Genomic DNA, 16,251 nt, shown 5'->3' on the forward strand with positions numbered 1-16,251 from the left:
GAAAAAGCCCGCGGGACGCTGTTTTTCCGGGGTTTCACCGCCCTGGAAGGGGGGCGGGCAGGGGGGGCGGGCGCCGCTGGTGGCGCCGGGTGGGGCGGACCTGGGCGCGGGTCGTCAATGAACGCGCGCGGCGCACCGGCGGGCGAGGCAGCGGCAGGGTGCTGCGGAAACGAAAAAGGCCGCGATGCAGGGCATCGCGGCCTTCATGGGCGTGTGCGGGAAACGGATCAGCCGATCTTGTTGAACAGCGACATCGACTGCATCTGCGAGAAGATCGTCTGTGCAGCCTGCAGCGCGGTGCTCTGCAACTGGTACTGGCTCAGGGCATCGGCGTAGTCCAGGTCGCGCATCTGTGACAGGGTGGTCTTCAACGTCACACTGTTGGCTTCGCGCATGTCCGCTGCATTGTCCAGCGCCTTGAGCTGCGAGCCGCCGGCAGCACGCGAATCGATCATCCGCTCGGACGCGCGGCCGACGTCACGCAACGCACTCTGCAGCTGGTTCTGCTGCGCCGCCAGCTGCGCGGTGCTGCCGGTATCGCCGTCGAGTGCGGCGATCAGCTTGTCCATCGTCGCGAAGATGTCGCGGCTGCCGGCCGGCTGCACGTTGAAGGTATCGCCGGGCTCGGCAGCGCCGGTGATCTGCAGGCGCACGCCGTTCACTTCCAGTTCGTCGCCGGGCTTCAGGGAGCCGGTACTGGTCACGTTGCCCGTTGCGTCCAGCACCTCGTACTGGTCGCTGGCGGTGAAGCGCACGCTGAAGGCCTGGCCGTTCCAGCTGTCGCTGCCGTCGCGGGTGATGTTGGTCAGCACGCCCTTGCCGGTGTTGCCTGCGGCGGCGCTGCCGTCGACGAAGCCATCGCCGGTCGGAATGCGCATGAAGATCTCGCTGCCGGGCAGGGCGTCGAGCACGTAGGTGTCCGGCCCCACTTCCACCTGGCGCTGGGTCTGGTCGCCGCGATAGACCACCTTGCCGTCGATCTTGGCGAACGGCGGATCGCCGTCATGGGTGCCGCCGAATACATAGCGGCCGGTACCGTCGCTGCTGTTGGCCAGCGACAGCAGGCCGTCGCGGATCTGGTTCAGCTCGGTGATCAGGGTCTTCTTGTCCGCGGCGCTCAGCGCCGGATTGCTGGCTTGCAGCGTCAGATCGCTGACGCGGCCCATCAGATCGTTGACCTGGGCCAGTGTGTTCTCCTGCACGCCGAGCCGGTTCTGCACGTTGCCGGCGTTGAGGCCCATGCGCTCGAGTGCCGCCAGGCTGCGGTCCAGGCCCACGGCGGTGCCCGCGGCCACGGGATCGTCCTTGGCGCTGACGATCTTGCTGCCGGTGGCGATCTGCTGCTCCAGGTGATTGAGCTTGGCCTGCTTGGCCAGCATCAGCGTCACCGACTGGTTGAACATCATTCCGGTGGAGATGCGGCTGCTCATCGGCGGACGGCTCCCAGGATGGTCTGGAACATGTTGTCGGCAGTGGAAATCAACTGCGAGGCGGCCTGGTAGGCCTGCTGCAGGCGGAGCATGTTCGCCGCCTCCTCATCCAGGTTGACGCCGGAGATTTCGTCGCGCGCGTCCTGGGCCTTCTCGTTGATCACCAGCTGCGCTTCAAGCGAGTACTCGGCCGAGCGCGCTGCCGCGCCGACCTGGGTGGTCAGCCCGCCCAGTGCGCCGTTCAGGGTGACGGTGCCGCTGCTGAACGCCTTGGCGCTCTCCACCTTGGCCAGCCTTGCCGCGTTGCTGTTGTCCGAAGAGCCGGCCGGGGTCGGGGTGATGTTGAAGGTGTCGCCGGTGCGTGGTGCACCGTCGAGAACGAAACTCCAACCGTTGGCGCTGATGGTCTGGCCCGGGGTGTAGGTCTGCGGTGGGCCACCATCGATGGTGTAGGTGGTGGCGGAGGTGAAGACGATCGCCGCAGGATTGCGCAGGTCCGCATGGCCGGCATCGGTCACGGAGACGCCGCTGAGCTTGCCCGTACCGGTATTGGCGGTGGCGGCGGCGCCCTTCACGGCAGCCGCGGCTGCGATGCGCGAGGGATCGGTGATGGCGATCTCCAGGCTGCCGGCCACGCCGGCAGTGGGCTGCAGCAGGAAGCGGTCGTTGATTGCCGGCGTGCCGCCGACCACCAGCTCGACGCCGTTGATCACCAGCGGATCGGCAGCAGTGCCGGTGCCGGTCAACGGAATGCTGGCGCCGGTGTCGGCGCGGCTCGCCTTCCACTGCGTGCCATCGAACTGCAGGACGACGTTCTGCGCGTCCAGCTTGCCGAGATCGCCGAAGCTGGCACTGATGCTGGCCGTCCCGCTGTTGCCACTGTTGGCCGTCACCCGCGGCGTGCCGATGTTGAAGAAGTCACCGCCGAGCTGGCCGTAGAGATCCACGCCCTGGTGGTGGACCTGGTTGAAGCTGTCGGCCAGGCCGATCGCCAGCTTGCCCAGCTCCGCCTGCGCCGGGGTCAGCACGGTGTCGCGGAACTCCATCAGCCCACCGATCTGGCCGCCGACGGCCTTGGGATCCAGGGTGATGGTGTTGCCCTGCGTTTCCAGTGCCAGCTGCAGGCGCTCGGGCTGGTACGGATCGGCCACGGTGGTGACCCGGGTGGCGGTGGTGCCGACCACCAGTGCGTTGCCGCCAGCGGTGTAGACGTTCATCACGCCGCCGTCCTGGATCACCGCGGTGCCACCGGTATAGCCGATCAGCTGCGAGATCAGCTGGTCGCGGCGATCGAGCAGGTCCGGGGCCGCGCTGGCGATGTTGGTGCCGATGGCGCCGTTGATCTGGGCGATTTCCTGCGCCAGCCGGTTGACCTCGGTCGCTCCGGCGAGCAGGCCGTTGTTGACCTCGCTGTTGAGGTTGTTCAGATGGGTATTGAGCTGCACGAAACGGTTGGCCAGGGCCTCGCCACCGTCCAGCATGCTCTGCCGGTCGGCCGTGCCGGAGGCATTGGAAGACAGGCCGCTGACCGAATCGAAGAAGCTGGACCAGACGCCTGCGACGTTGGTGGCGGCGTCGGAGAACAGCGCGTTGACTCGGTCGGCCATGCCGGACAACTGCTTCAGGCGTGCCAGCTCACCGCTGCTGTCGAGCAGGCGCGAGATCGCCAGCTGGTCGGCAGTGCGCCGGATGTCGGTGATGCGCGTGCCGTTGCCCACCGTGCCGTAGCCGAAGTTCTGCGGATCGGCCGTGGCGAAATTGACCTTCTGCCGGCTGTAGCCCGGCGTGTTGAGGTTGGCCACATTGTGGCTGGTGGTTGCCAGGGCGCGCTGGAAGGCGAGCAGGGCACCGGTACCGGTGGAAAGTACGCTGGACATGGGGTTCCTCAACGACGGGTGATACCCAGCGCCGCTGTTGCGGTGCTGGCGAAGGTCTGGCCAAGGCGACTGCCGGCATCGGTCACGGCGGCGACGGCACGCTCGATGGTCGGGCCGCCGGCGATCGCGGCGATCTTGGCGGCGTAGCGCGGATCGGTGGCATAGCCGGCCCGCTGCAGGCCCCGGGCGAAGCCCTGCACATCGGTGCCGGCCTGCAGGGCCTGCTGGTAGCGCGGGCTGGTCTTCAGCAGGCGCACGTAGTCGGCGAAGCTCTCGGCCGGCGAGGTGTAGGCACGGAAGCTTGCGGTTTCATTGCGGCGCACGCCATCGACGTACTCATGGGTGCCGGCCACCGCACGCTGTCCGTTCCAGCCATTGGCCTTGATGCCGAACAGGTTGTGCGAGGTGCTGCCATCGGCGTGCTTGATCTGGCGCTTGCCCCAGCCGGTTTCCAGTGCGGCCTGCGCAACCAGCGCGCGGGCGTCCACGCCCAGCTCTCTGGCTGCGCTCTGCGCGTGCTGCCAGATGCTGGCGACGAAGCCTTCCGGGGTATGCGCACCCAGCTGGGCTACCGCGGTGCGGGTCGCCAGCGCATCGGTCGTAGTGCCGCTGCCACGGTTGCTGGCAGTGGCGGCCCACTGGTCGTTGCGGGCTGCCCAGTCGGGGCCGTCAAGCCCGGCGATGTACGGATCATCGGTGCCCAGCGACCGGTGGACGCTGCTGCTTTCGCGGCCGGCGATCAGGTCCAGGGCCTGTTCCATCGGCGCGATGGCGGCCGATGCATCCTGCTGTGCACCTGCGGCCATCTGCTGCAGCATGCGTACGGCCTGGCCGGCGTCCTCCAGCGGCAGCGACGGCGCCGCCTTGGGGGGCGCGTTGAGCTGATAGGCCCGGCTGGCCTTCGCAGCGCCGATGCCGGTATCCAGCGCCGGTCCTTCGGCGGTCGCTCCGGACAGCTGGCGGGTGATCATGGCCGACAGCCCGAGTCCCTTGCCACGGGTCATCGCCTCGGCGATCTTCTGGTCGTACATCTCCCGGAACATCTTGTTCTCACCGGGAAAGAGCGAGTCGCCGAAACTGGCATCGCGCATGCTCTTGACCAGCATCTGCGCGAACTGGCCTTCCAGCTGACGCGCGACCTTGTCGATCCTGGCCGGGTCGTTCTGCTGCGCCGGATTCAGCTCGAAGGCGGGGGTGATGCGCATGTCAGATCACCTCGAGTTCGGCGCTCAGCGCGCCGGCCTGCTTCAGTGCTTCCAGGATCGCGATGAGGTCGCCCGGCGCGGCGCCGACGGCGTTCACCGCGTGCACGATCTCATCCAGTGTGGTCCCGCCATTGAACTTGAACATGCGGCTGCCATCGTTGGTGGCGGTGATGGTCGACTGCGGGCTGACCACCGTGCTGCCGCCGGCCAGTGCGTTGGGCTGGCTGACGTTGGTGTTCTCCTGGATGGTCACCGTCAACGAACCGTGCGAGATCGCCGCAGGGCCGACGCGGACCTGCTGGCCGATGACCACCGTGCCCGTACGCGAGTTGACCACGACCTTGGCCGGAGCGCTGCCCGGGGTCAGCTCCAGGTTCTCGATGCGGGCAAGCAGGCCGATGCGTGCACCCGGGTCGGTCGGCGCGGCCACCGCCACCGTCACGCCGTCGACGGCACGTGCCGCGCCTTCGCCGAAGGCGTTGTTGAGCGCGGCGACCATCCGCGAGACGGTGGTGAAGTCGTTGTTGTGCAGGTTCAGGGTGATTTCGCCGTTGGCACCGAACACATCCGGCAACGCGCGTTCGACCGTGGCACCGTTGGGAATGCGGCCGACGCTGGGCACGTTCACCGACACCCGCGAGCCATCCTTGCCCTGGGCACCGAAGCCGCCCACGATCAGGTTGCCCTGTGCGATGGCGTAGACCTGGCCATCAGCACCGCGCAGCGGCGCCATCAGCAGCGAGCCGCCACGCAGCGACACCGCGTTGCCGATCGAGGACACGGTGACATCGATGGGCTGCCCTGGCTTGGCGAACGGTGGCAGTTCGGCGTGGATCGCCACGGCGGCGACGTTCTTCAGCTGCGGATTGACGTTGGCCGGCACATTCACGCCCAGCTCGCCCAGCAGGTTCTTCAGGCTCTGCACGGTGAAGGGGGCCTGGCTGGTGCGGTCGCCACTGCCATCCAGGCCGACCACCAGGCCGTAGCCGACCAGCGCGTTGCCGCGCACGCCGCCGACCTGGGCCAGATCCTTGATGCGCTCGGCATTGGCGGGCGCAGCCACTGCCAGCAGCATCAGGCAGCACAGCGATGACAGGCGGTGCCAGGAAGAGAAGAAGGTAAGCGTCATGGCATGCTCAGAACGGCGTCAGGCCGGAGTTGAAGAAGCGGCTCAGCCAGCCCATCGCGTTGGATTGCGCGACCGGGCCGCGGCCGCCGTAGACGATGCGGGCCTCGGCCACGCGGCTGGAGGGAAGGGTGTTGTCCGGGCTGATGTCACCCGGGCGCACGATGCCCTGCACCTGCACCAGCTCGTCGCCCTGGTTCAGGCGCAGATTCTTCTGTCCCTGCACGACCAGGTTGCCATTGGGCAGGCGCTGGATCACGGTGACCGTGACGCTGCCCTGCAGGCGGTTGCTCTGTGCGCTGTTGCCCTTGCCGGTGAAGTCGCGCGCGCCCTTGGCGCTGGCGCTGAGGATGTCCTTGCCGCCCAGGGTGACCGGCGCACCGAAGATCGAGGGCGTCCCCAGGCTCAGATTCGATTCCTTGTTGGTGGCGGTGTTGGCGCTGGTCTGCGCGGTGGTGTTTTCCAGCAGCGTGATGGTCAGCAGGTCGCCGACATCACGCGCGCGGCGGTCCGAGTACAGCTGCAGGGTTGGCCCTGCCGCATAGATCGCACCGGCCGTCGGCTCCGCCTGGGGCGGCATGATCGGCTGCAGCGGCGCCATCGCGGGGTAGGGGCGCACGTCGCCGGCGATCACGCAGCCGCCGAGCAGGGCGGCCATCGTGCTGGCGAGGACAGTGCGGGCGAGGGTGGAAATGGGCGACATGGCGTTATCCCGGTTGGGCCGGTCAGATCTTGTTGTTGAGGTAGGCCAGCATGGAGTCGGTGGTCGAGATCGCCTTGGCGTTCATCTCGTAGGCGCGCTGGGTTTCGATCATCGACACCAGCTCCTCCACCACGTTCACGTTGCTGCCTTCGAGCGCACCCTGGACCACGTTGCCGAGCCCGTTCAGGCCCGGATTGCCGTTCTGCGCCGGCCCCGAGGCGGTGGTTTCCAGGAAGAGGTTCTCGCCGCGCGCCTGCAGGCCTGCGGGATTGACGAAGTCGGTCAGGGTCAGCGCACCGATTTCCACCGATGCGGCGTCGTCGGCCATCTTCACGCTGATGGTGCCGTCGCTGCCGATGGTTACCGACTGCGCGCCTTCGGGAATCTGGATGCCGGGCTGCACCGGGTAACCGCTGTTGGTGACCAGTTCGCTGTCCTGGTTGATCTTGAACGAGCCGTCGCGGGTGTAGGCGGAGCTGCCATCGGGCAGCTGCACCTCGAAGAAGCCCCGGCCATTGACCATCACGTCCAGCGCGCGGCCGGTCTGCTGCTGGCTGCCCTGCTCGAAGTTCTTGGCGGTGGCCACCACGCGCACGCCCGTGCCCAGCTGCAGGCCGGTCGGCAGCTGGGTCTGCGCCGACGATGCGCCGCCCGGCTGGCGGACCTGCTGGTACAACAGATCCTCGAAGCTGGCGCGGTCCTGCTTGAAGCCGGTGGTGTTGGTGTTGGCGAGGTTGTTGGAAACCACCGACATGCGCATCTGCTGCGCATCCAGTCCGGTTTTCGCGATCCACAATGCCTGGTTCATCTTCGGAGTCCTGTCTGGCTGAAACCGGCCGCGTGCTGCGGCCCATGGGGTACGGCGTGCAAGCGGTGTGCCAGTGCCGTTACGCGGCGCCGGCGGAATTCCGTCAGCTGCCCAGTCGCAGCAGGCTGTTGGCGCTGCGTGCGTTGTCATCACCGTGCTTGATCACCTGCACCTGCATTTCGTACTGGCGTTGCAGCTGGATCATCTGCACCAGTGCACCGGCGGCATCGACGTTGCTGCCCTCCAGCTGGCCGCTGTGCACGGTGGGCCCGAGGGCCTGAGCGAACGGTTGCAGCGGATCGGTGTTGCGGAACAGGCCATCAAGACCGCGCTCGAGCCGTTCGTCCGGTGCCTGCACCACCTTGATCCGGCCGATCATGGCCATGGTCTGCGGGCCTTCACCCTGCGGGATGATGGAGATCGTGCCGTCGTTGCCGATCTCCATCGCCTGGTAAGGCGGAATGGCGATCGGGTTGTTGTTGTCATCCAGTACCGGGCGCCCACCGGAGGTCACCAGCTGACCGTTCGGTGTCACCGACAGTGCCGCGCCGCGCGTGTACGCTTCGCTGCCGTCGCTGGACTGCACGGCCAGCCAGGTGCCGGTCTGCAGCGCCAGGTCCAGCGGCTTGCCGGTGATGTGCTGCGCACCGGGCCGGCGGTTGAAGCCGGCGTCGACGTGCAGCGCATCGACCCGCGAGGCAAAGCCCCGGCCCTGGATCGGGAAGGCTTCGGTGTTGGCCAGCGCTTCCTTGAAGCCGGGGGTATCGGAGTTGGCGAGGTTGTGGCTGAGCGTTCCCTGCGCCTGCAGGGAGGCGCGGGCACCGGTCATCGCCACGTAGAGGGCTTTATCCATGCGGGGAGTTCCGTGACAGGGTCAGCGGCTCATCAACGGATGTTGATGACGGTCTGGGTGATCTGGTCCTGGGTGGTGATCATCTGTGCGTTGGCCTGGAAGTTGCGCTGCGCGGTGATCATGTTGACCAGCTGCTCGGTCAGGTCGACAGTGGACGCCTCCAGCGAGCCGGCCTGGATCTTGCCGAGGTTGGAGGTATCGGGCATTCCGGTACGGGCCGTACCCGAATCGAACGTCTCCGCCCACACGTTGTTGCCCTTCTGCTCCAGGCCCTGCGGGTTGTTGAAGGTGGTCAGCGCAACCTGGCCGAGCGGCTTGTCGTCGCCATTGGAGTAGCGTGCGTAGACCACGCCGGTGTCCGACACCGTGATTTCGTTGAGCTTGCCCGCGGCGTAACCGTCCTGCTGGGTGTTGCGCAGGGCGAACTTCTCGCCGTACTGGGTCGAGCCGCTCACGTCCAGGGTCATGTTCAACTCGCCCGCGCCGGTGGTCGGGGTGAACGTGCCGAGGCTGATCCTGCCGTTGGCCGGCGCGGTCAGCTTGCCGCTGTTGTCGAAGGTGACCGGCGTCGGGGTACCTGCGGGTTCGCCGTCGACGAAGTTGTGCACGGTCCACTGGTTGACGCCGGCTTCCTTGACGAAGTACGACACCTGGATGTGGCTCACGCCCAGCGAGTCATACACGGTAATGCCGCCGCTGGAGTGGTTGTAGCTGTTGGAATTGGTGGCATCGAACGGCTGCACCGTCGGTTCCTTGGCGTTGGCCGGCAGGGTGAAACCAACCTTTACATCGCTGGTCTGCCGGGGCGGGCTGTCGGTGGTCAGCAGCTGCAGGTCGATCATGCGACCGGCGTCGAAGTTGGTGCCGTCGGCGTTGGGCGCGAACACCTGCAGGCGCGCGCCCTGCGGGTTGGTCACGTAGCCTGCGGCATCGGTCTGGAAGTTGCCGGCACGCGAGTACACCCGCTGGCCGTTCATGTTCATGGTGAAGAAGCCCTCACCGGAAATCGCCATGTCCAGGCTGCGGCCGGTCTGCTCGTTGTTGCCCTGGATGAACTGCTGGGCCACGTTGGAGACGCGCACGCCCGAGCCGACCGCGTTCTTCGACAGGCCGTAGCTGGTGGCGGCGAACAGGTCGGCGAACTCGGCGCGCGACTGCTTGAAGCCGGTGGTGTTGACGTTGGCGACGTTGTTGGCGGTGACGCTCAGGTCGGAGTTGGCGGCATTGATGCCGGACAGCGAGACATTGAAGCCCATGGGATGCTCCTGGTAGATGCGGGTAGGCGGCTCAGCTGACGCGGAGCACGTAGTCGATCGGGGCCGTGCCCAGGCCCTTGAGGTTCAGGTACAGGCCATCGGAACCGACGGTCACGCTTTCCACCGGTGCCTGCACATAGGTGGACAGCTTGGTGCTCTTGCCAGCGGTATCGACATGGTTGGCGACCACGCTGTACTTGCCCGGCTCCATGCGGTTGCCGGCGGCATCCTTGCCATCCCACTGGAATGCGGTTTCGCCCGCGGCCTTGGCCTCGACGCTGATCGAGGTGACCTTGGCGCCGTTGGCATCGGTGATGTCCACGGTGATGATGCCGGCGCCGGGCGCGGCCACCGTGCCCTCGACGCTGCCTTCGTTCTCCAGCACCAGCTTCTCGGACGGCACCAGCACCTGGTGTCCCACCAGCGCGGCGCCACGCAGCACCTGGTCGCTGGCCATCGACTGCTGGAAGCCCTGCACCGTGGTGTTCAGATCGGTGATGCCCTGCACGGTCGACATCTGCGCCATCTGCGCGACCATCTGCGTGTTGTCCATGGGCTTGAGCGGGTCCTGGTGCTGCAGCTGCTCGGTCATCAGGCGCAGGAAGTCGGCCTGGTCCAGGGTGTTCTTCTTCTTGGTGGCGTTGCTGTTGGGAGCATTCAGGCCCAGCGCGGAGTAGACGTCCTGGCTGGTCTGGTTGTTGACGGCAGTGGTCATGGCGGTATCCGGTACTGCGGGCCTCAGCGGCCCATGGTCAGGGTGGCCAGGGCCAGTTCCTTGGCGGTGGTCAACATCTCCACGCCGGCCTGGTAGTTGCGCGAGGTCGAGATCAGATTGACCATCTGCGCGACTGGATCGACGTCGGGCTGGTAGATGTAACCGTCGGCGTCGGCGAGTGGGTGGCCGGGCTCGTAGCGCTTGATCGGCGCCGCCTCGCTGCGGGTGATTTCCTTCACCTGCACCGAGGTGATGTTCGGGTCGTCCTTGCTCGTGACCGCCTGGAAGATCGGCTCCAGCGGCTTGTAGACGGCCTCGGCCGAGCCGGCAACGGTGTCGGCGTTGGACAGGTTGGAGGCGATGGTGCTCATGCGCACCGACTGCGCCTGCAGCGCGGAGCCGGCGATGTCGAAGATCGGCAGGTTGCTCATGGCTTATTGCCCCGTGATCGCGGTCAGCATGGAACGGACCTTGCTCTCGACGAAGCTGAGCGATGCGCGGTACTCCAGCGCGGCGCGACCGTAGGCGGCGCGCTCTGCATCCGGATCGACGGTATTGCCGTCAAGGCTGGGCTGGACACCCTCGCGCGCGATCTGGAACGGATTCAGGCCGTTGTTGATCGCATAGTGCTGCTCGTGGGTGGTGGCCATCAGGCCGTTGCCATCCTGTCCCTGTGCGCTGCGCAGGGCGGCGTCGAAGTCCAGGTCCTGGGCCTTGTAGCCGGGGGTATCGGCATTGCCGAGATTGCTGGCGATCAGCTTCATCCGCTGTTCGCGCAACGGCATGGCCTGGGCATGTACGCCCAGGTAGTCGGTAATCAGGTTGCGCACGATGCACTCCCACGGGAACGTTGCCCGGGAAGCTGCAAGCGGTGTGCCAAAAGGTCGTGGGCGGGGCGGGGCGCCCCTACGCTCGCCGGGCACGGCCCGGCGCTACCCAAGGGGCGGCCAACATCCGGTAGCGCCGGGCCATGCCCGGCGGCGCATCATCAATCGCGGTAGACGCGGGCGACCCGCTTGACCGCGCAGGGCAGCTGGTAGGCGCTCACCCCGCAACGTGGCGCCAGTTCCGAAAGCGTCGGGGCCTGCCCCCACAGTTCCACCACACTGCCAACGCCGGCCTGTGCATGTGCGGTCAGGTCCACCGTCAGCATGTCCATCGAAACCCGGCCGATCAGCACACCAGGCTGGCCGTCGATCAATACCGGGGTGCCGTTCGGCGCGAACTGGGGATAGCCGTCGGCATAGCCCAGGGCCACCACGCCCACGCGTGTACGCGCCTTGGCCACGAAGCGCGCGCCATATCCCACCGGCTCACCGGCTTCGATCCAGCGCTCGGCAATCACCTTGGACTGCATGGTCATCACCGGGCGCAGCCGCCCGGTCAGATCCGTGTCGTCCGGCAGCGGGTTGGCGCCGTACAGCATCAGCCCCGGGCGCACCCAGTCACTGCGCACGTCGGGCCACCCCAGCAGGGCCGGCGAATTGCACACGCTGGTCTCACCCTGCAGGCCCTCGATTGCACGTGCGAAGGTGGCGGCCTGTTCGTGGGTACGTTCGCTGTCCAGTTCATCGGCACGCGCCAGATGGGTCATCAGCACGATCCGCTCCACCTGCGGCATCGCCTGCAGGCGCGCGTGTGCGGCGCGGAAGGTCTCCACGTCCATGCCCAGGCGATGCATGCCGCTGTCCAGCTTCAGCCAGACCGTCAACAGATGCGGGCTGTCGAAGGCAGCCAGCGCCTCCAGCTGCCACGGCGAGCCGACCGAGAACCACAGCGAATGCTCGGCCACCAGCGCCATCTCGCTGGCTTCGAAAATGCCTTCCAACAGCAGGATGGGCGCGCGGATACCGGCCTTGCGCAGCTCCAGCGCTTCTTCGATGGTCGCCACCCCGAAGCCGTCGGCCTCGTCTTCCAGGGCCTGCGCGCAGCGCACGGCGCCATGGCCATAGGCATCGGCCTTGATGATCGCCAGCGCCTTGCCGCCCCCCAGCTCGCGGGCGAGCCGGTAGTTGCTGCGCAGCGCGTGCAGATCGATCAGCGCGCGGGCAGGACGCATGTGCGGCTCTCGTGTTGCGGGGCATGGCCGAACTGGCCGTAGCGGAAGATGTCCAGGCCTTCGGTGCTGATCTGTGGCTGGCGTGCACTCATCAGGTCGGCCAGGTAGCGACCTGAACCACACGCCATGGTCCAGCCCAGGGTGCCGTGACCGGTGTTGAGATACAGGTTGCGGAAGGGCGTGGCGCCGATCACCGGCGTGCCATCCGGCGTGGCCGGGCGCAGGCCGGTCCAGAACTGCGCGCGCGACAGGTCCCCGCCCTTCGGGTAAAGGTCACGAACCACCAGCTCCAGGGTCTCGCGGCGACGCGGTGACAGCGACAGGTCGAAACCGGCCACTTCGGCCATGCCACCGACACGGATGCGGTTGTCGAAGCGGGTTACAGCAACCTTGTAGCTCTCATCGAGGATGGTCGAGGTCGGAGCCATGGCCGGATCGGTGATCGGCAGGGTCAACGAATACCCCTTCAGCGGGTACACCGGCAGGCGCATGCCCAGCGGCGCGACCAGCGCCGGCGAGTAACTGCCCAGCGCGACCACATAGCGGTCGGCAGTCTCCAGCTTGCCGGCGATGCGCACGCCGGTGATGCGCTCTCCATCCGACTCGATGGCGCTGATGTCCTGGTCGAAGCGGAACTCGACACCGGCATCGGTGCACATCTGCGCCAGGCGGCGGGTGAACAGCTGGCAGTCGCCGGTCTGGTCACGCGGCAGGCGCAGCGCACCGACCAGGCCATCAACGTGCGCCAGCGCCGGTTCCGCGGCGATGATGCCGGCGCGATCCAGCACTTCGTACGGCACGCCATAGCGGGCCAGGATCTCGATGTCCTGTGCCGAGGCATCCAGCTGCTGCTGGGTGCGGAACAGCTGGGTGGTCCCCAGGTCGCGCCCCTCGAACTCGATGCCGATCTGCGCGCGCAGCTCGTTCAGGCAATCGCGGCTGTACTCGGACATGCGCACCATGCGCGCCTTGTTGATCGCATAGCGCTCGTGGGTGCAGTTGCGCAGCATCTGCCACAGCCAGCGGTACTGGGCCAGATCCATGCCGGGACGGATCGCCAGCGGCGCATGCTTCTCGAACAGCCAGCCGATCGCCTTCTTCGGCACGCCGGGCGCGGCCCAGGGCGAGGTGTAGCCGAATGACAGCTGGCCGGCATTGGCGAAACTGGTCTCCAGCGCGGGGCCGGGCTGGCGGTCGACGACCGTGACATCAAACCCGGCCTGTCGCAGGTACCAGGCACTGGTGGTGCCGATCACGCCGCTGCCGAGAACTAGGACTCGCATGGAAATTCTCCAACCCGATCATTCCCTGCGTTTGAGCACGACAGGGCCATAATCGGGGAAGTATATTCTTCCATTCATAGGCGATTTGCCTGTTTTTCACGCTGCGGGCAAGATGTTTCCCCGTGATTTACTTCCCCAGGTTGACGCCCATGGCCGCCCGCCCCCGTGAACTGGACAAGATCGACCGCAGGATCCTGCGCATCCTCCAGGCCGAAGGCCGCATTTCCTTTACCGAGCTGGGCGAGCGCGTGGGCCTGTCGACCACCCCGTGCACCGAGCGCGTGCGCCGGCTGGAGCGCGAGGGCGTGATCACCGGCTATCACGCCCACCTCGATCCCACGGCCCTGAAAGCCAGCCTGCTGGTGTTCGTGGAGATCAGCCTGGCCTACAAGTCCGGCGACATCTTCGAGGAGTTCCGGCGTGCGGCGCTGAAGCTGCCGAACGTGCTCGAGTGCCATCTGGTGTCCGGCGACTTCGACTACCTGCTGAAGGCGCGGATCAGCGAGATGGCCTCCTACCGCAAACTGCTGGGCAGCACCCTGTTGACCCTGCCGCACGTGCGCGAATCGAAGAGCTACATCGTCATGGAAGAGGTCAAGGAGACGCTCAGCCTGCCGATTCCCGAATGAAGGGCCAGAGCCCGCGCTGCGGGTTCCGGCCCTGTTCCAGGGGCGTCAGCGCTGCTGCGGGTGCTTCATCGAGCCCTGCTGCTGACCTGTCTCCTGCTGTTTGCTGCCCTTCTGCGGCCGCTGCGGGTCCATCTGCTGCTGTTGCTGCTGTTGCGGCTTATGGCTCTGCGCTTCCTTGCCGGGATGACGGTTCTGCGGATTCTTCATGATCGCGATCCAAAGGACAAAGGACACGCGACGGCGGGATGCCGGCGCAGGGCCACGGTGGTCCTGCGGCGGTTAATCACAGGCGAAAAAGCCGTGAGCAGCAGCAGTGTGTTTTCAGGCGTTCAGCCGGCGCGGTCACCACCCGCCGCGGGCGGTGGCGGACTGCCCTATGGCTTGACCTGCTGGCCACTGCCGGCCGGCACACTGTCGTAGTAGCGGCCGGTACGGGAGTCGAACACACGGTTCGGGCCGACCGGCTTGACGCCGGGAACGATGCGCCCGTTGCGGTCATAGACCTTGTCCGGCAGCTTCGGCGCCGGCGTCGGCACCACCTGCGCCGGGCCGGTGGACTTGATCGGCTGCGTCGGCTGCGGTGACGGCAGGACCTGCGGCTGCGGTCTTGCCGGCTGTGGGGGCGGCGTCACCGGCGCTGGCGCCACGGTGGTGGTGGTGCGGGTGGTGGTCGGCGATGTGGTGGGCACCTGGGCCTGTGCCGACAGGGGCAGCAGAGCCGACAGCACCCAGACGGAAAGGGTCTTCATGGCACGCTCCAGCAGGAATCCTCCCCACCATGCGCCCGCGCCCGTGTGCCGCCCATGAACGCAGCTCACACTTGCAAGACGGCGGTCACACCCCCACGTCTGCAGGCATCCCCAGGCCATCGACCCCACGGAGAGCCAGCATGAGTGCCTTCGACCTGACGCCCCCTACCGCCTCCCAGACCGACACCCTGGTCGCCGGCCTCAGCAGCGAAGAACGCCGCGTGCTGCTGCAGCACGGCACCGAAGCACCGTTCTGTGGCGTGTTCCTGGACAACAAGCGTGAGGGTGTCTACTGCTGCCGGCTGTGTGGGCTGCCCCTGTTCCGCTCCAGCACCAAGTTCGATTCCGGCACCGGTTGGCCGAGCTTCTTCGCCCCCTACGACGCGGCACACGTGCGTGAGATCCGCGATACCAGCCACGGCATGATCCGCACCGAGATCACCTGCGCCCGCTGTGGCAGCCACCTCGGCCACGTGTTCCCGGACGGGCCGCCGCCCACCCATGAGCGCCACTGCCTGAACTCCGTCTCACTTTCGTTTGCCGGCAACGGCGAGGCCTGGCCCAACCCGTTGCAGCGTGGCGGTGCGGAAAGCGGCGTGGCGGGCTGAGACACCCCTGCTGACCGGTTTCACAGAATTCCCTCTTCAGAAATCCGCAGGGTGGGCCGACAAGGAGATATCCCCCCTCCCTGCGTTGCCCCATGCTCATCATCGTTGGATTCCTGGTCGTCATCATCAGCGTGATCGGGGGCTACCTCGGTGCCCACGGCCGCCTGGGGGCTCTCTGGCAGCCCTACGAACTGGTCATCATCGGCGGTGCCGCGCTGGGTGCGTTCCTGGTCGGCACCCCGGCCAAGACGGTCAAGCAGACGCTGCAGGCCATCGTCGGCGTGTTCAAGGGCCCGCGCTACAAGCAGCAGGACTACATCGACGTCCTCAGCCTGCTCTACGAACTGCTCAACAAGGCGCGCCGGGAAGGCTTCATGGCGCTGGAGGACCACGTCGAACGCCCGGCCGAGAGCGCCGTGTTCGGCAACTATCCGAAGGTGCAGGCCGACCATCACCTGATCGATTTCATCACCGACTGCCTGCGCCTGATGATCGGCAGCAACATCGAGCCGCATGAACTGGAGCCGCTGCTCGAACTGGAGCTGGAAAAGCACCACGCCGAAGCGATGGCCCCGTCGCAGGTGCTGACCAAGGTGGCCGACGGATTGCCCGGTTTCGGCATCGTCGCGGCGGTGCTGGGCATCGTCATCACCATGGGCTCGATCGGCGGCGACATCGTCGAGGTCGGCGGCCATGTCGCCGGTGCGCTGGTCGGCACCTTCCTGGGCATCCTGCTGGGTTACGGGTTCGTCGGCCCGATGGCAGCGGCGATGGAAGCACGTGCCGAGCAGGACAGCCGCATCTACGAATCGGTGAAGACCGCACTGCTGGCCTGCCTGCGCGGTTACAACCCGAAGATCGCGCTGGAATTCGCCCGCAAGACGTTGCCGTCGAACGTGCGCCCGGCCTTCTCCGATTTCGAGCAGCACCTGAAGACGGTCAAGTAAGCC

The 16,251-nt window shown here is 66.8% G+C and carries 18 protein-coding genes; 3 read left to right on the forward strand and 15 right to left on the reverse strand.

Annotation, left to right across the window (positions count from 1 at the left end):
- Window positions 1-227 precede the first annotated feature (227 nt).
- From flgL to ABE543_RS02455, 13 genes are all read right to left on the reverse strand, one after another.
- On the reverse strand, window positions 228-1,430 hold the full coding sequence (flgL, locus tag ABE543_RS02395; RefSeq protein ID WP_346475241.1) for a flagellar hook-associated protein FlgL: 1,203 nt from the start codon (window positions 1,428-1,430) through the stop codon (window positions 228-230).
- Window positions 1,427-3,307 carry a flagellar hook-associated protein FlgK gene (flgK, locus tag ABE543_RS02400; RefSeq protein WP_346475242.1) on the reverse strand — a complete coding sequence of 627 codons (1,881 nt, stop codon included), beginning with the start codon at window positions 3,305-3,307 and terminating at the stop codon, window positions 1,427-1,429. Before flgK ends, flgL begins: the two co-directional genes overlap by 4 nt.
- An 8-nt stretch (window positions 3,308-3,315) precedes the next feature.
- Window positions 3,316-4,512 carry a flagellar assembly peptidoglycan hydrolase FlgJ gene (flgJ, locus tag ABE543_RS02405; protein ID WP_111187007.1) on the reverse strand — a complete coding sequence of 399 codons (1,197 nt, stop codon included), beginning with the start codon at window positions 4,510-4,512 and terminating at the stop codon, window positions 3,316-3,318.
- 1 nt (window position 4,513) lies between these two features.
- Window positions 4,514-5,641: a flagellar basal body P-ring protein FlgI gene (locus ABE543_RS02410; RefSeq protein WP_346475243.1), complete on the reverse strand. Its 1,128-nt coding sequence runs from the start codon at window positions 5,639-5,641 to the stop codon at window positions 4,514-4,516.
- Window positions 5,642-5,648: 7 nt separating this feature from the next.
- Window positions 5,649-6,341 (reverse strand): flagellar basal body L-ring protein FlgH, encoded by a 693-nt coding sequence (gene flgH, locus ABE543_RS02415; RefSeq protein WP_074898853.1) that lies wholly within the window; start codon window positions 6,339-6,341, stop codon window positions 5,649-5,651.
- 22 nt (window positions 6,342-6,363) lie between these two features.
- Window positions 6,364-7,149, reverse strand: a complete 786-nt coding sequence (flgG, locus tag ABE543_RS02420; protein WP_053517910.1) for a flagellar basal-body rod protein FlgG — start codon at window positions 7,147-7,149, stop codon at window positions 6,364-6,366.
- 103 nt (window positions 7,150-7,252) lie between these two features.
- On the reverse strand, window positions 7,253-8,002 hold the full coding sequence (locus ABE543_RS02425) for a flagellar basal body rod protein FlgF (protein WP_277381747.1): 750 nt from the start codon (window positions 8,000-8,002) through the stop codon (window positions 7,253-7,255).
- A gap of 32 nt (window positions 8,003-8,034) precedes the next feature.
- Window positions 8,035-9,258 carry a flagellar hook protein FlgE gene (flgE, locus tag ABE543_RS02430; protein WP_053517912.1) on the reverse strand — a complete coding sequence of 408 codons (1,224 nt, stop codon included), beginning with the start codon at window positions 9,256-9,258 and terminating at the stop codon, window positions 8,035-8,037.
- Window positions 9,259-9,289: 31 nt separating this feature from the next.
- Window positions 9,290-9,973, reverse strand: a complete 684-nt coding sequence (locus tag ABE543_RS02435; RefSeq protein WP_053517914.1) for a flagellar hook capping FlgD N-terminal domain-containing protein — start codon at window positions 9,971-9,973, stop codon at window positions 9,290-9,292.
- 23 nt (window positions 9,974-9,996) lie between these two features.
- Window positions 9,997-10,404 carry a flagellar basal body rod protein FlgC gene (gene flgC / locus ABE543_RS02440; RefSeq protein ID WP_053517916.1) on the reverse strand — a complete coding sequence of 136 codons (408 nt, stop codon included), beginning with the start codon at window positions 10,402-10,404 and terminating at the stop codon, window positions 9,997-9,999.
- A gap of 3 nt (window positions 10,405-10,407) precedes the next feature.
- Entirely contained in the window at window positions 10,408-10,803 is a 396-nt protein-coding gene (gene flgB / locus ABE543_RS02445) for a flagellar basal body rod protein FlgB (protein WP_053517917.1), read from the reverse strand.
- A 158-nt stretch (window positions 10,804-10,961) separates the two neighbouring features.
- Entirely contained in the window at window positions 10,962-12,032 is a 1,071-nt protein-coding gene (gene alr / locus ABE543_RS02450; RefSeq protein WP_262218498.1) for an alanine racemase, read from the reverse strand.
- Window positions 12,011-13,315 (reverse strand): D-amino acid dehydrogenase, encoded by a 1,305-nt coding sequence (locus ABE543_RS02455; protein ID WP_053518245.1) that lies wholly within the window; start codon window positions 13,313-13,315, stop codon window positions 12,011-12,013. Before ABE543_RS02455 ends, alr begins: the two co-directional genes overlap by 22 nt.
- Before the next feature lie 149 nt (window positions 13,316-13,464).
- Between ABE543_RS02455 and ABE543_RS02460 the strand changes: the two genes are divergently transcribed.
- Entirely contained in the window at window positions 13,465-13,944 is a 480-nt protein-coding gene (locus tag ABE543_RS02460; protein ID WP_053518243.1) for a winged helix-turn-helix transcriptional regulator, read from the forward strand.
- Between the two features lie 45 nt (window positions 13,945-13,989).
- Here the strand turns inward: ABE543_RS02460 and ABE543_RS02465 are convergent, their stop codons facing one another.
- Window positions 13,990-14,151, reverse strand: coding sequence for a lana protein (locus tag ABE543_RS02465; RefSeq protein WP_262100746.1), 162 nt, complete (start codon window positions 14,149-14,151; stop codon window positions 13,990-13,992).
- 167 nt (window positions 14,152-14,318) lie between these two features.
- Window positions 14,319-14,693, reverse strand: a complete 375-nt coding sequence (locus ABE543_RS02470) for a classical arabinogalactan protein 4 (protein ID WP_262218499.1) — start codon at window positions 14,691-14,693, stop codon at window positions 14,319-14,321.
- A gap of 140 nt (window positions 14,694-14,833) precedes the next feature.
- On the opposite strand from ABE543_RS02470, the gene msrB reads away from it, so the two are divergent.
- Both msrB and motA read left to right on the forward strand, forming a co-directional pair.
- Entirely contained in the window at window positions 14,834-15,301 is a 468-nt protein-coding gene (gene msrB, locus ABE543_RS02475) for a peptide-methionine (R)-S-oxide reductase MsrB (protein WP_053518238.1), read from the forward strand.
- 92 nt (window positions 15,302-15,393) lie between these two features.
- Window positions 15,394-16,248: a flagellar motor stator protein MotA gene (motA, locus tag ABE543_RS02480; protein WP_053518236.1), complete on the forward strand. Its 855-nt coding sequence runs from the start codon at window positions 15,394-15,396 to the stop codon at window positions 16,246-16,248.
- The last annotated feature ends 3 nt before the right edge of the window (window positions 16,249-16,251 follow it).

Origin of the sequence: Stenotrophomonas sp. TWI169, from assembly GCF_039674705.1 — a bacterium.
GTDB lineage: Bacteria > Pseudomonadota > Gammaproteobacteria > Xanthomonadales > Xanthomonadaceae > Stenotrophomonas > Stenotrophomonas maltophilia_P.